The 13,730-nt window shown below is 70.6% G+C and carries 14 protein-coding genes; 6 read left to right on the top strand and 8 right to left on the bottom strand.

Going from position 1 to position 13,730, the window contains the following annotated elements; all coding sequences use genetic code 11:
- Positions 1-62: 62 nt before the first annotated feature.
- Both N6H00_RS01785 and N6H00_RS01780 read right to left on the bottom strand, forming a co-directional pair.
- Positions 63-710, bottom strand: coding sequence for an NADPH-dependent F420 reductase (locus N6H00_RS01785; protein WP_268969723.1), 648 nt, complete (start codon positions 708-710; stop codon positions 63-65).
- Between the two features lie 45 nt (positions 711-755).
- Positions 756-1,574 carry an inositol monophosphatase family protein gene (locus N6H00_RS01780; protein ID WP_268969722.1) on the bottom strand — a complete coding sequence of 273 codons (819 nt, stop codon included), beginning with the start codon at positions 1,572-1,574 and terminating at the stop codon, positions 756-758.
- A 208-nt stretch (positions 1,575-1,782) separates the two neighbouring features.
- Here N6H00_RS01780 and N6H00_RS01775 point away from each other — a divergent pair, with 208 nt between their 5' ends.
- The gene (locus N6H00_RS01775; RefSeq protein WP_268969721.1) at positions 1,783-2,715 is read left to right on the top strand and encodes an aminoglycoside phosphotransferase family protein; all 933 of its coding nucleotides are present in this window, start codon (positions 1,783-1,785) and stop codon (positions 2,713-2,715) included.
- A 54-nt stretch (positions 2,716-2,769) separates the two neighbouring features.
- Here the strand turns inward: N6H00_RS01775 and N6H00_RS01770 are convergent, their stop codons facing one another.
- Positions 2,770-3,396 (bottom strand): TetR/AcrR family transcriptional regulator, encoded by a 627-nt coding sequence (locus tag N6H00_RS01770; RefSeq protein ID WP_268969720.1) that lies wholly within the window; start codon positions 3,394-3,396, stop codon positions 2,770-2,772.
- Between the two features lie 176 nt (positions 3,397-3,572).
- Here N6H00_RS01770 and N6H00_RS01765 point away from each other — a divergent pair, with 176 nt between their 5' ends.
- Positions 3,573-5,024 carry an amidase gene (locus N6H00_RS01765; protein WP_268969719.1) on the top strand — a complete coding sequence of 484 codons (1,452 nt, stop codon included), beginning with the start codon at positions 3,573-3,575 and terminating at the stop codon, positions 5,022-5,024.
- A gap of 65 nt (positions 5,025-5,089) precedes the next feature.
- Here N6H00_RS01765 and N6H00_RS01760 read toward each other — a convergent pair whose 3' ends face one another.
- The 3 genes from N6H00_RS01760 to N6H00_RS01750 form a co-directional block, all read right to left on the bottom strand.
- Positions 5,090-5,338, bottom strand: a complete 249-nt coding sequence (locus N6H00_RS01760) for a non-oxidative hydroxyarylic acid decarboxylases subunit D (protein WP_268969718.1) — start codon at positions 5,336-5,338, stop codon at positions 5,090-5,092.
- Positions 5,339-5,381: 43 nt separating this feature from the next.
- On the bottom strand, positions 5,382-6,803 hold the full coding sequence (locus N6H00_RS01755; protein WP_268969717.1) for a non-oxidative hydroxyarylic acid decarboxylases subunit C: 1,422 nt from the start codon (positions 6,801-6,803) through the stop codon (positions 5,382-5,384).
- 70 nt (positions 6,804-6,873) lie between these two features.
- Entirely contained in the window at positions 6,874-7,479 is a 606-nt protein-coding gene (locus N6H00_RS01750) for a non-oxidative hydroxyarylic acid decarboxylases subunit B (protein ID WP_268969716.1), read from the bottom strand.
- 255 nt (positions 7,480-7,734) lie between these two features.
- On the opposite strand from N6H00_RS01750, the gene N6H00_RS01745 reads away from it, so the two are divergent.
- On the top strand, positions 7,735-8,577 hold the full coding sequence (locus tag N6H00_RS01745) for a helix-turn-helix transcriptional regulator (protein WP_329618494.1): 843 nt from the start codon (positions 7,735-7,737) through the stop codon (positions 8,575-8,577).
- 67 nt (positions 8,578-8,644) lie between these two features.
- Here the strand turns inward: N6H00_RS01745 and N6H00_RS01740 are convergent, their stop codons facing one another.
- Together N6H00_RS01740 and N6H00_RS01735 are read right to left on the bottom strand one after the other, a co-directional pair.
- Positions 8,645-9,286, bottom strand: coding sequence for a UbiX family flavin prenyltransferase (locus tag N6H00_RS01740; protein ID WP_268969714.1), 642 nt, complete (start codon positions 9,284-9,286; stop codon positions 8,645-8,647).
- 109 nt (positions 9,287-9,395) lie between these two features.
- Positions 9,396-10,670, bottom strand: coding sequence for an MFS transporter (locus N6H00_RS01735; RefSeq protein ID WP_268969713.1), 1,275 nt, complete (start codon positions 10,668-10,670; stop codon positions 9,396-9,398).
- 649 nt (positions 10,671-11,319) lie between these two features.
- Between N6H00_RS01735 and N6H00_RS01730 the strand changes: the two genes are divergently transcribed.
- Genes N6H00_RS01730 through N6H00_RS01720 form a run of 3 tightly spaced genes read left to right on the top strand, consistent with a single transcriptional unit; the run spans position 11,320 to position 13,715 of the window.
- Complete coding sequence (locus tag N6H00_RS01730) at positions 11,320-12,114, top strand: ABC transporter ATP-binding protein (protein ID WP_268969712.1); 795 nt, start codon at positions 11,320-11,322, stop codon at positions 12,112-12,114.
- A 30-nt stretch (positions 12,115-12,144) separates the two neighbouring features.
- The gene (locus N6H00_RS01725; RefSeq protein ID WP_268969711.1) at positions 12,145-12,858 is read left to right on the top strand and encodes an SRPBCC domain-containing protein; all 714 of its coding nucleotides are present in this window, start codon (positions 12,145-12,147) and stop codon (positions 12,856-12,858) included.
- On the top strand, positions 12,855-13,715 hold the full coding sequence (locus tag N6H00_RS01720) for an HpcH/HpaI aldolase family protein (RefSeq protein WP_268969710.1): 861 nt from the start codon (positions 12,855-12,857) through the stop codon (positions 13,713-13,715). The genes N6H00_RS01725 and N6H00_RS01720 overlap by 4 nt, the downstream gene beginning before the upstream one ends.
- The last annotated feature ends 15 nt before the right edge of the window (positions 13,716-13,730 follow it).

Below are 13,730 nucleotides of genomic sequence, written 5' to 3'. Positions count from 1 at the left end.
GATTAACGAAGCGGAACGCCGTTCCGATTGGAGAATACGGAACAGCGCTCCACTTTGTAAACTCAGCGGGCGAGGGAGACGGCGAACGGCTGGAATCCGCGGCGGCGCAGAACGTGGGGGACGAGCAGCATCAGCGCTTCGGTGGCGCGGGCGGTGGTGATGTCGCCGAGGTCCTCGATCCACTCGGGCTGCCAGCCCAGATCGGCGAGGAGGCCCGCGGTGACGGTCTTGGCGTCCGCGTCGTCGCCGGACAGGTAGACGGTGGGAGGGGTGGACAGGGACGCGGGGGCGGTCATGACCGGGAAGAGCATGGTGTTGAGCGTCTTGACGACCCGGGTGGCGGGCAGGGCCCGCTGGAGCCGCTCGGCGAGGCTGCCGCCGGGGTAGCAGAGATCCGAGGGCAGCCCGTCGGGGCCGTTGCGGGTGGCGTTGGAGACGTCGATGAGGATCTTGCCCGCCAGTTCGGCCTCCAGGGCGGACAGGCGCTCCAGGGAGGTGTCGCCCGGGGTGGCGTTGAGCACGATGTCGGTGGTGTCGGCGGTGGTCCGCTGGTCGGTGTGGCGGAGCGGCCGGGCGGGGTCGGTGTCGCGGGCCGCGGCCTCCTCGGGAGGCCGCCGGTGGCCGAGGACGACCTCGTGGCCGGCGGCGGCGAGTGCGTGGGCCAGACCGCTGCCGACGCGGCCGGTGCCGAGGATGCCGATGCTGGTCATGGTGGTGTGCTCCTTGCCGGGTGGTGGGTGGTGGGTGGCGGATGGTCAGGCGATGGGGGACAGGACCGCGACGGCCGCGGCGTGGATACCGGGGGCGGCGGCCAGGAAGTCGGGGCTGGCCGCGGTCCACGGGTTGCCGTGGGTGTCGGTGACGGCGCCGCCGGCCTCGGCGACCAGCAGGGCGCCGGCCATCAGCCCCGAGCGGACGTCGGAGAACTGCCAGAAGGCGTCCATGCGGCCGGCGGCGACGTGGATCAGCTGGAGGGTGGCGGGTACCGAGACGCGGACGACGAGGCCGTTGATGAGCATCTGCGTGACGGACGCGCCGATCCGGCGGAACGTGTGCGCGTCCTCCCCGGGCCGCGCCTGGCCCGTACCGGTCAGGGCCGCGCCCAGGTCGGTCTTGGCCGACACACGCAGCGGCGCGCCGTTGAGATGGGCGCCGCGCCCGGCCAGCGCGGTGTAGTCGTCGCCGGTCAGCGGGAGGTGGACGATGGTGAGGACCGGGCGATTGTCGCGGACGAGCGTGGCGGTCACGGCCCACTCCGGTGTGCCGTGGACGTGGTTGATGTTGCCCTCGGCCGGATCGACGATCCACCACTCGCCGGGCGGCAGCGCGCCGCCGGCCAGTTCGTCGTCGGCCCAGTTCGCGCCGGGCCGGGCCGCCAGCAGCGGCGCTTTCAGAATGTCGAGCACGGCGTCGTCGTTGGCGTGGATCTCCGTGACGATCTCGTCGGCGCTGACGCCGCGGGCATGCGGGGTGTAGCGCTCCCGCAGCCGGTCGCCGGCGGCGTGGACGGCGGTGGTGACCTGGGCAAGCAAGGCAGCGTCGGCGTCGGCGCCGGTGTGGGTGACAGTGGACACGAGGGGTGCTCCTACAGGGCTTGGCCGGACAAACGGGGTTCCGGTGAAGGGGGACAAGGAGGGGCGTGGCGCGCGCTTCGCCGTCTGCGCATCGACGGTAGGCAGGGCCGTTGATTAACAGCAAGTGCATGCTTGTCACTGGTGGCTTTACCTGCGTGCAATGGGAATGGATCCCGCTCACACGGTGGCGGCCGAGTAAGGTGCCCGGGTGATCGTGGTACCGGAGGTGTTCGCGCGGAGCACCGTGGAGCGCGAAGGTGACCCGGGAGCGGCGTGGTTGGCCACGGTGCCCGGGATCGTGAAGGAGTTGCTGGAACGCTGGGGGTGTGCGGCGGACGGCGAGGTGATGTACGGCGGTGTCGGGGTCGTCGTCCCGGTGCGCGGCCGGGCCGAGGGACCCGCTGTGCTGAAGGTGTCGTTTCCGCACCCGGGAAACGTGCATGAGCCGGACGCCTTCGCGGCGTGGGCCGGACGCGGCGCCGTCCTGCTGTACGAGCGCGACGACGAGCGTTTCGCGATGCTGCTCGAGCGGGTCCGGACAGCGACCCTGGCCGAGGTCGAAGACGGCGATGAGGTGGTGACGATCGCCGGGCGGCTCAGCCGTCGCCTGGCCGTTCCCGCGCCGCCCGGCCTGCCCCGGCTGCGTGAGCGGGCCGACGCCTGGGAGGAGGAACTGCGCGGGGATGCCGAGGAGTTGAGGCACACCCTTTCGCGTCAGGTGGTGGACGCCGCCGTGGCGACCGCCCGCGAACTGGGCCGCGACCAGCCGGACACCCTCGTCCACGGCGATCTCCACGCGCGGAACATCCTGCGCGCCGACCGTGAGCCATGGCTGGCCGTCGATCCCAAGGGATACGTGGGGGACCCCGCCTACGACGCCGGCACGCTGCTTAAATCGCGTGCGCTGACGCTTCTGGGGGCGGACGACCTGCGCGCGTCAGTCCACCGCGTCCTGGACGTCTTCGCCGAGACCGCGGAACTCGATCGGACACGGGTGCGGCGCTGGGCCCAGTTCCATGCCGTTCAGGCGGCGTTCTGGGGGCGCCGTCATGGCTTCCGGATTGCCCGGGGTGGTCCGCGGCTGGACGGCCTCACGCAATTCGTGGACCACCTCGCGGTACTGCTCACGGAACGTGCCTGATGTCCCGTCAGGAGTGGCCCGGGAGTGGCCGTTCTCGGGCCACCGGCCGCTCGGTCAGCCGGTGGTCGTCCGGGAGGCGCTGACGGGGGAGTGGTGCCGGTCCACGATGCCCTCGACGATCCGCATCAGCCGGTCCCCCGTCTGATCGATGCTTCCGTTCTGCGTGCTGACCTGCGCGCCTTCGAGGACGAAGGTGATCTCGGCCGCCGCCTGCTCGGGGTCGGGCAGTCCGGCCTCGGCGCACATGCCGACCAGTCGGCGGGTCTGGCGGGCCTTGTGCTTCTCGATCACCTGCCGGGCGGGATGGGAGCGGTCGGGCAGCTCGGCGATGGAGTTGATGAACGGACAGCCCCGATATGAGATCGCCGGCAAGCCCTCGGCGATGAAGCGGGCCATGCCCAGGATCTGCTCCCGGGGCCGACCGGGGTACTCGGCCTCGACCCGGTCGAACGCCTCCTGGTAGTCGGCGGCGACGATCCGCAGCCACTCCGCGACCAGGGCGTCCTTGGTTTCGAAGTGCCGGTAGATCGCCATTTTGGTGGTCTCGGCCTTCTCGGCGATCGCCTGGACGCCCACCCGCCGGATCCCCTCGCGCTGGAAGAGCTCTTCCGCCGCGTCCAGGATGCGCTCGCGAGGTGGCAGCTTCGCCACCCTGCCCGGCCTGCCGGCGGTCGTTGCCATGACTGCTCCGTAGACGTCCGGTGGGTCTTGGGGTCTTCGTCTCTCTGCTACGGTACCAGCTCGTCCCATGCGATACCGCTGGGTATCATTCGGTACTCGCGGGTATCGCTTCCTGCTGTCCCGCTTCCCGCTCTTCGTTTCCGTTTTCCGTTTTTCGTTCATCGACAGGAGTGACAGTGAAAGTTTCCGAGTACGTGGGTTTCGACGCGGTCGGGCTCGCGCAGCTGGTGGCCGACGGCGAGGTGACCCCCGCCGAACTGGAAGCAGCCGCACGCGCGGCCGCGGAGGCGGTCAATCCGCGGATCAACGCCATCGTGGAGACATGGCGGACCGACGACGAGCCCAGCCCCGGCAGTACGCCACTGGCCGGAGTCCCGTTCCTGATCAAGGACCTCGGCGTCTCCATGGCCGGCAGGCGAACGGAGCTGGGCAGCCGCCTCGCGGCGGGCAATGTCGCCCGCGCCGACTCCTCCCTGATGCGGCGCTTCCGTCGCGCCGGCCTCGTGACGTTCGGGCGTACCGCGACACCGGAGATGGCCTACAGCATCACGACGGAACCCGTGCTGTACGGCGCGACCCGCAACCCATGGGACCTGGAGCGGAGTGCGGGCGGATCCAGCGGGGGAGCGGGCGCGGCGGTCGCTGCCGGGGTGGTGCCGATCGCACACGCCACCGACGCCGCCGGCTCGATCCGCGTCCCCGCCGCCTACAACGGCCTCTTCGGGTTGAAGCCGACCCGTGGCCGGGTCTCCGTGGGTCCCGGCATCGACGAGATCTTCAACGGCCTGGGCGTGCAGGGCAGCGTCAGCCGCACCGTACGTGACAGTGCGGTCCTGCTCGACCAGATCCAGGGCCCGGAACCGGGCGACCCCTACTTCGCCCAGCAACCGTCCCGGCCGTACGCGGAGGAGGTCACCCGCCACCCGGGTTCACTGCGGATCGGTGTCCTCACCCAGGCATGGGGCGGACGCCGCACGGCCCCACCGGTGGCCGACGCGCTCTCCCGCACCGCGCGTCTGCTGGAATCCCTCGGCCATCAGGTGACGGAGGCCGACGTCGGCCTCGGGGTCGACTGGGAAGAGTTCGTACTGGCCAACGCCCTTCTGTGGACGGCGAATCTCACGGCCTCGGTCGACGAGCTGGCCGCCGCCTCGAACCGGCCCGTCGACTCCTCGACCCTCGAGCCGGTGATCCTGGCGAGCTACCACTACGGGCAGCGGGTGACCGGCGCCCAGTTCGTCACCGCGCTCGCGGTCCGGAACCGGGTCGCTCGAAGCCTGGCACGGTACTTCGACGCTTACGACATGCTGCTCACCCCGACCTTGCCGGAGCTTCCCGTGCCGTTGGGCACCTACGCCGAGGGTGCCGAGGCGCTGGACGGCCTCGGCTGGCTCGACCGCATCCTCGACCGCTCGCCGTTCACCGCGGTGTTCAACGTGGCGGGCACACCCGCCATGTCCGTACCCGTGACGGCCGACACCGGGACGGGGCTCCCGATCGGCCTCCAGTTCGCCGCCGGTTACGGGTTCGAAGGCAGCCTCTTCCGCCTCGCCGGACAACTCGAACAGGCCAGCCCGTGGGCGGGCCGGACCCCCACGGTATGGGCGGGGAACCACACGGGCGACTGAGGAGTGCTCGCGGAACGCCGGGGGCCCGGATGTCGGCTCCGGGCCCCCGGCGGCGTTGGGCGGGGTCAGGGCTGGTTGCGCAGCGGGGGGATGGTGGGGACCTCGGGGGCGCTGGCGATGTCCTCGGCGGTCATCCGGAAGCTCTCGGGGTAGGCGTCGCGCTGGGTGCGGCGGGCGGGTTCGCTGGTGCGCCAGGTGTACAGGCACTGCCGGCATTGCAGCACGTCCCAGGCGCCGGGGACCGGCGAGGTGTACAGCTGCTCAATGCTCTCGTAGGCGCAGCGCGGGCAGATGGTGGTCTTCTCCACGGCCATGTCGGATGTCCTTCGGTGGGGTGATGGGGGAGGTGCGGGGCGGTCAGCGGGTGGTGAGGGACTGGAGCTTGGCGAGCCAGGCACCCATCTCGGGCAGGTCACGGACCTGGTTGCCGTAGTTGCCGCGCTTGTCGGGCTCGGCGGGGGTGGTGGCGTCGATGATGAGCTTGTCGACGATGCCCGGACTCTGCGCCTGGGGGGCGAGTTCCAGCACCGGCAGGTTCGGGACGACGACCAGGTCGCCGGAGGGGTTCATCTTGGTGGAGAGCGCCCACATCACCTGCGGCAGGTTGAAGGGGTCCACGTCCTCGTCGACGACGATCACGGTGGCGGCGTAGCCGAGGCCGTGCGGGGTGGTCAGCACTCGCATGCCGACGGCCTTGGCGAAGCCGCCGTAGCGCTTCTTGGTGGAGACGATGACGACGAGGCCGTGGGTGTACATGGCGTTGACCGCCTGGACCTCGGGGAAGTCCCGCTTCAGCTGCTCGTACAGCGGGACGCAGGTGTTCGCGGCCATCAGGTAGTCGATCTCCGTCCACGGCATGCCCAGGTACAGGTGCTCGAAGATCGGGTCGGTGCGGTAGGAGATCTTGTCGACGCGGATCACGGTCATGTTGCGGCCGCCGGAGTAGTGGCCGGTGAACTCGCCGAAGGGGCCCTCGATCTCGCGCTTGCGGCCCTCGATGACGCCCTCGATGACCACCTCGGAGCCCCACGGCACGGGCAGGCCGGTCAGCGGTGCCGTGGCGATGGGCGCGGGGGCGCCGCGCAGGGCGCCGGCCAGTTCGTACTCGTTCTGGTCGTACTCCATGGGGGTGGAGGCGACGATGGAGATCACCGGGTCGTTGCCGAGGGTGATGGCGACGGGCAGGTCCTCGCCCCTCTCCTCGGCCTTGCGCAGGTGCTGGGCGATGTCGTGCATGGGGACGGGCTGGAGGGCGAGCTTGCGCCGGCCCTTGACCTCGATGCGGTAGACGCCGACGTTCTGCTTGCCGGAGTTCTCCGGATCGTCGGGGTCCTTGGAGACGACCGCGGCCTTGTCGATGTAGGAGCCGCCGTCCCCGTCGTTGAGGCGGAACAGCGGGAGGATGTCGAAGATGTTGATGTCATCGCCCTCGACCGTGTTCTCCGACCACAGCGGGTCATCCCGCCACTCCGGCTGGACGGGGAACTTCGCCCAGCGCCGGATGAACTCGTCCACCTGGTCCTTGGTGGGGCTGTTCTTGTCCATGCCCAGGGCCAGGGCGTGGTTGGCCCACGAGCCGTGCACGTTCATCGCGATGCGCGCGCTGGTGAAGCCGTGGACGTTGTCGAAGTACAGGGCGGGGGCGGCGTCCCCGAGCCGGGGGGCCGCGTTGGCCGCGGCGGCGATGTCCGGCTCGGGCATCACCTCCTCGGTGATGTGCAGCAGCTGGCCCTCCTTGTCGAGGGTCTGGAGGAAGCTGCGCAGGTCGTCGTAGGCCATGGAGAACTCCATAGGGGTTTCGTCGGGGTGAGCGGGGTGAGCGGGGTGTCAGGGGTGAAGGGAGCCCGGTTCAGGCCACGGTGAGTTCCTGGGGCGGCCGCTGCTCGCGCGCGGCGCGCATACCGGCCCAGCGCCGGGCCGTGGGGGCGGGCAGGCCGAACTGGTCCAGGACGCGGGCGGTGATGTGGTCGACGATGTCGTCCACCGAGGCCGGGTGGTTGTAGAAGGCCGGCATGGGCGGCACCATCTGCGCCCCCATGCGCGTGAGCGCCAGCATGTTCTCCAGGTGGATCTCGCTCAGCGGTGTCTCACGGGGAACCAGCACCAGCTTCCGGCGCTCCTTGAGGACCACGTCCGCGGCGCGGGCCACCAGGCCGTCCGCGTAACCGGCCCGGATGCCGGCGAGGGTCTTCATCGAGCAGGGCGCGATGACCATCCCGTCGGTGCGGAACGACCCGGAGGAGATGGACGCTCCCTGGTCGTCGGGGCTGTGGGTGACATCGGCCAGCTCACCGACCTCGGCCACGGACAGGCCGCACTCCAGTTCGAGGGTGGTGCGCGCCCACCGGGAGAGCACGAGATGGGTTTCCACCTCGGGCAGCTCGCGCAGTGCCGCCAGCAGGCGGACACCGAAGACCGCGCCGGTTGCTCCTGTCATGCCCACTATCAGTCGCATGGTGTACGGCCCCTCTGCTCCGTGTGCTCATGGGTGAGAACGCTGCGGAGCTTTTCGGTCACCGAAGCGGTACGCGCCATTCACCGCGCCGCTCCGGAGGCGAGCCCCTGACCAGCTCCTTCGCATTCCACGGTAGGTGTCACGGCAGGGCGGACCGGCGTACGCTGTGGACTCACCATGGACCGAATTGGACAGGATCACCGAGACCGCATCACCGACGTCCCGTTCCGGCCGTCGCCCGGAGGGCCGCCGGGCGTGGAGGTGTGGGATTTCCCGAGGCTCGCCGAGCGCGCCGGGCGCCACGGCGTGGACCTGTACCAGCCGCTGCGCGCCGAGTTCCACCATCTGATCAGCGTGCGGTCCGGGTCGCTGCGCATGTGGCTGGACGGCGCGGAGCACACCGTGGCGCCCGGTGCCTGGCTGTGGATCCGTCCGGACCAGGTCTACCGCTTCCTCGGCGCCCTCGGCCTCGCCGAGGGCGCGGTCGTGCTGTTCACCCCCGGCTTCCTGGACGCCGCCACCGTCGACGCCGCCCGCTTCGGTCCGCCGTACCCCGAGGGACCGCTCACCGCCGAGCGGCCGGAGGACGCGGCCGCTCTCCAGACCACCCTCGGCCTGTTGGAGGACGCCTATCGCCGCAGCGCCGCGCTGCCCGTCGACGCTCACATCGCCCTCGTACGCCATCTGCTGGCCGCGCTGGTCCTGCGCCTGGGACACCTCCGGGGCCGGGACGCCGCCCGCCGCGGTGAGGTCGGCGCGGGGACGTTCCACCGCTTCCACCGGGCCGTCGAGCGGGACTTCACCGCCGCGCGCCGGGTCGAGGACTACGCCGTCGCCCTCGGCTACAGCGCCCGCACCCTCACGCGCGCGTGCCTGGCCGCCACCGGACGCACCGCCAAGCAGTACCTCGACGACCGGGTGGCCCTGGAGGCCAAGCGCCTCCTGGTCCACACCGACCTCGCCCCCGTACGGATCGCCGACCGGCTCGGCTTCAGCACGCCCACCGTCTTCACCAAGTTCTTCCGCCGCTGCACCGGGGAGACCCCGTCCGCCTTCCGCTCCCGCGCCCGCACCGGCGGTCAGCCGGCGGGGCGGTGATCCCCCGCCCGATATGCGGCGAGCCGGGGGAGGATGCGCCGCCGGGCCGGCGAGCGGCTGCCGCGCCTCAGGCACGGACCGTCCGGTCGTGATGGGCGCGTGACTCGGTGCCCGAGTAGGCGTAGTAGTCCGTCTGGGGCAGGCCGACGAAGGCCAGCAGCCGTGCGGTGAACTCCTCGTAGAACTGGTCCACCGTCTGCGGCAGGTTGTAGTAGGTGGGAATCATCGGGTACACGGTGCCGCCCGCCTCCGCCACCTGGGTGAGGTTGCGCAGATGGATGAGGTTGAACGGCGTCTCCCGCACGCACAGCACCAGCGGGCGCCGCTCCTTCAGCGACACGTCCGCGGCCCGCTCGATCAGGGTGTTCGCCGTGCCGTGGGCGATCCGGCCGACCACGCCGAGCGCGCAGGGCACCACCAGCATCCCCCAGGACGGGTAACTGCCCGACGTCGGCCCGCCCGCCAGGTCCTCCGGATCCCAGTCCACGACCTTGTCCGCGGCCGGCCGGGCGCCCAGCACCAGTTCGGGCGCGGGCCCGGAGGCGTCCCGGCCGGTCTCGTGCGCGATCAGCCGGCGGCCCGCCGGGGAGACCATCAGGTCGATCTGCCCCACCCTGTCCTCCTTGACCAGGGCCTCGAGTACGAACCGCGCCATCCGGGTGCCACCCGCCCCCGTCACCGCCAGCGTGATGTTCCGCCGCTCCGTCATCCGCCCAGCCCTTCGGTTCAGGCCGCCCGGCCGGCACATCCGACGGCGGCACTGGACAACATCAGAGCAAGTGCCGCACTTCATCGCAAAAGGTCGCCCGCCGTGTCGGTCAACGGTGTCCCTGCGCGCGGCCGGCCGGTGACAGGGCCAGCATGGTGACGCCGATCCCCGCCGCGGCCAGCCCGCCGACGAGCAACGCGCTGCGGGCTCCCCATGACGCGCCGATCGCCCCGACGGCCGGTGCGCCGATGACGGTGCCCCCCAGCCAGCCGATCGACCAGATCGACAGCACCCGCCCGCGCATCTGGGGCGTGGCCTCCAACTGCATCAACGTCTTGGCCGACGCGTTGAAGGTGATCGAACCGGAGCCGACGAACACCAGGAGGACCAGCGCCACCGGCAGGCTCGGCGCCAGGGCCGCGGCGCAGATCAGCGCCCCCCAGATCAGCGCCGACACCGAAAGGGACCGGGTGCTGACCCGGCCGCGGCGCATCGCGACGAACCCGCCGAGCACGGCGCCGACACTCATGAACGCCATCGCCGCGCCGTAGCCGGCCGGGCCGACCCGGAACCCGGATGTGGTGAGCAGGGGCAGGCTCACCGGGAATTCCCAGGTGAGGATCCCCGTCACATACACCATGACCATCGGGTGGAGCAACTCGGGCGTACGGCGGATGTAGGCGATCCCGGCGCGGATCTGTCCCCCCGCGGGTATCTCGCGCTCGGCCGGGCGCATCTCCGCCGTGCGCAGCGCGGCCAGGCTTGCGATGACGGCCAGGAACGACACGGTGTCCAGGGCGAAGCACGGTGTCACGCCCAGGGCGGCGATGACGACCCCGGCGAGGCCCGGCCCGATGAGCTTCGCCGTGTTGACGAGCGTGCTGTTGATCGCGATGGCGTTGGCCAGATGCTCCGGGCCGACGAGTTCGCTGATCAGACTCTGTCGCGCGGGACTGTCGAAAACGTTGGTACAGCCGATCGTCAGCATGATCACGACGAGCGTCGGTAACGTCATGAGGCCGGCCCAGGACAGTGCCGTCAGCAGGGCGGCCTCGACGGCGAAGCACATCTGCGTGAGCATGAGCAGCCGACGGCGGTCGTGGCGGTCCACCACGAGCCCGCCCCAGGCGCCCAGCAGCAGGATGGGCAGGTACCGGGCACCGGTCACGACGCCGAGCATCGTCCCGCTGTGCGTGAGCTCCAGCGTCAGCCAGCCGACCGCGATGTTCTGCATCCAGTTGCCGACCACGGACGTGGTCTGCCCCAGCGCGAACAGGCGGTAGTTCCTGACCCTGAGCGAGGCGAAGCCGCTCTGCCGCCCGGTGCCGCCGGTCGGAGCCGTGGGCCGCGCCGGATGCCACGGGTCGCGGTCGAGGTCGGTCATGGGCGCACCGGCCGGAGCCGGGTGCTCCCTCGGGTGGCTGTTGCGGACGCGTGCATGGCGGTCTCCCTCGGGACGACAGGCGGATACGGGCGCGGTCGCGGACGACGCGGGGGTGGGCGGTGCGCCGGTCAACGCGCGTACGCCCCAGTCCAGTTGCCCGGGAAACGGGGCCTGGCGGGTGCGGCGAGCCGGACTTCGCGACGGAGACCGTAACGGCCCCCGCGCCCTGGGAGCAAGCAGCGGGCCGGGTTTTCCGGCACCGCCCGAAGCGTCCGGCAGCACCGCCTTCGCGCCACCCGCTCCGGGATCTGCGTTCGCCCCATCCACGTCAATGTTGTCCATCAATCCTAGCTGGAGTCGATCCTGCATCGACGGGCAAGACAAGGTTTTTCCTGCACACTTCTTGTGGCTCTGGGTTGGCGGTGTTACGTTCCCATCACCGCTTGTCAGACAATCTTGGCGACAGACAGTGTCGCCGCATCGCATCAGCAGAAGAATTCGGCCAGCACTGGTGCTCCCGCGTGTGCATCAGTCGAAACAACCGTCACGCCGTCCAGCAGGTCACCGCACCGCCACCTACCAACGCCGCCCCAGGCGCGAGCGCACGGCCCCCCTTCGTCCTGGCGAGGAGGAGGCCGAGGAGACAGATATGTCGACCAGTCAGCGCAACTCCCATCCGGAGGCACTCCGCTTCGAACACGTCACCCTGGAGTTTCCCGGCAGCCACCGACCGGCGATCGAGGACGTGTCGCTCACCATCGATCGCGGCAAGGTCGTCGCCGTGATCGGACCCAGTGGGTGCGGAAAGAGCACCATCCTCAACCTGGCCGCCGGCCTGCTCACCCCCAGCCAGGGACAGGTCCACTTCGCCGGCGAGCGCGTCACCGCCGTCAACTCCGAAGCGGCCTACGTGACGCAGCAGTCCCATCTGCTGCCCTGGCTCAGCGTCAGGGGCAACATCGGCCTGGCGCTCAAGTTCCGCAAGGTCCCCAAGGAGGAACGCGAGGAACGCATCGCCCACTGGGTCGGGCTGGTCGGCCTGACCGGCTTCGAGAACCACTTCCCCCGGGAGCTGTCCGGCGGTATGCAGAAGCGCTGCGCGATCGCGCGGGCGCTGATCTACAACCCGTCCATCGTGCTGATGGACGAGCCGTTCGGGCCGCTGGACGCCATCACCCGCCTCAATCTCCAGCAGGAACTCCTCAACATCTGGCAGGAGCAGAACGGGACGCTGGTCTTCGTCACGCACGACCTCAACGAGGCGATCTACCTGGCCGATGAGGTCATCGTGATGTCGCGCGGGCCCGGCACGGTCCGCCGTGTCATCACCGTTCCCTTCGAGCGGCCACGGACCATCGGCTCGCTCGTCGAGTCGCGCGAGTTCTCGGAGCTCTACAACGACCTGTGGGGTCTCTTCGCCGCCGAGCAGCAGGCCGCCGCGTAACACCACCACCGCCGAGTGAGGTTCACAGCTTTGATATCGATCACGGAAGAGATCGCGGTACCGAGTCCGCCCGAACGTGTCTGGGAGGTCATCTCCGATCCCTCGGCCGTCGTGTCCTGCATCGGCGGCGCCGAACTCGGACCGTCGCACGAGGACGGGTCCTTCGACGGAACCCTGGCCATCAGGTTCGGCGGTCTCCGGGTCAAGTTCGCCGCCCGGGTCTCCCTGGACCTGGACGAGTCCGCACGTGAGGGCCGTCTCTCGGCCCGCGGCGCGGACGGGCAGGGCGCCACCCGCTTCCACGCCGGCGCCACCTTCCGGGTCGTCGAGGGGGAGACGCCCGGCACCTCACGGGTCTTCTGCGACGGTGAGATCAAACTCAACGGCAAGCTCGCCAAGCTGATCGAGTCCGGTGCCGGGATGGTGGTCTCCAGGATGACCAAGGAGTTCACCGACGAACTGGTCAAGGTGTGTGCGGCACCCTCCGAGCCGCACACGGCAGGCGCGGCAGGCGCCCCCGAGCCGCTCACGGCGGTGTCCCCCGAGCCGTCCGCGGCGGCGTCGTCCGAGCCGCGCGCGGCCGCCGGTCCGCTCCCGGCTCCGCCCCGGCCGACCGGTCTGTTCGGCCGCCTGCGTGCGTGGTGGGCAGGGCTGCGATCGCGGCGGAAGGGGCAGCCGCCGCAGGCGGCTTCCCGCTCGGCGCACACATCCGGTGACGCACTCGGCCAGGGAGGTCGGCGATGACAACGTCCAGGCTCAACAAGGTGATCGGCGCCCTGGACGCGGGGCAGCACGTCTTCGCGTCCTTCTCGGCGGCCGACCCGGCGTCCGCGATCGAGTTCAGCACCTCGGACTACGACGCGGTGGTGTTCGAGATGGAACACAAGCCCTGGGACATCAACGGGCTGCGGGACAGCTTCCAGTACCTGCTCAACCGGCGCCGGATCTTCGACGCGGACAGCCTCGCGCCCGCCGTCACCCCGCTGGTGCGCATCCCCGCCAACGGCGCCGAGAAGGCCCAGTGGCACGCCAAACAGGCCCTCGACCTCGGTGCGTTCGGCATCATCTGGCCGCATGTCTCCACCGTGGAGGAGGCCCGCAACGCCGTCGCCGCCTGCCGCTACCCGCGGCTGCCCGACGCCCCGCACTATGAGCCCGCCGGTCTGCGCGGGGACGGCCCGCACGCGGCGACGCGCTACTGGGGCATCCCGAACACCGAGTACTACGCCAGGGCCGATGTGTGGCCGCTCGTGCCGGACGGGGAGATCCTCGTGGGCCTCATGATCGAGGACCAGCTCGGCATCGAGAACCTGCCGGACATCCTCGACCAGGTGCCGGGCATCGGCCTCGTCCTCGTCGGCGAGGGCGACATGAGCCAGGAGCTGGGAGTACCGCGCCAGTACGAACACCCGCGCGTCCTGGAGTGCAAGCGGCGGATCCTCGACATCTGCGGCGAACGCGGGGTGGCCGTGGGCCACCCCCATGTGACGGCCGGCAACGTCAAGCAGGTGCTCGACGACGGCTACCGGTTCCTGATGTCGGCGCCGGTGCGCACCTACCCCGGCCTGGACAAGGGCCGGGAGCTGACCGGCCGGGCCTGAGGCGCACCGCCGGAG

Source organism: Streptomyces sp. S465 (assembly GCF_026898115.1).
GTDB classification, from domain to species: domain Bacteria; phylum Actinomycetota; class Actinomycetes; order Streptomycetales; family Streptomycetaceae; genus Streptomyces; species Streptomyces luomodiensis.
Note: the sequence above shows the minus strand (reverse complement) of the source record. Positions and strands in the feature narration are given on the sequence as shown.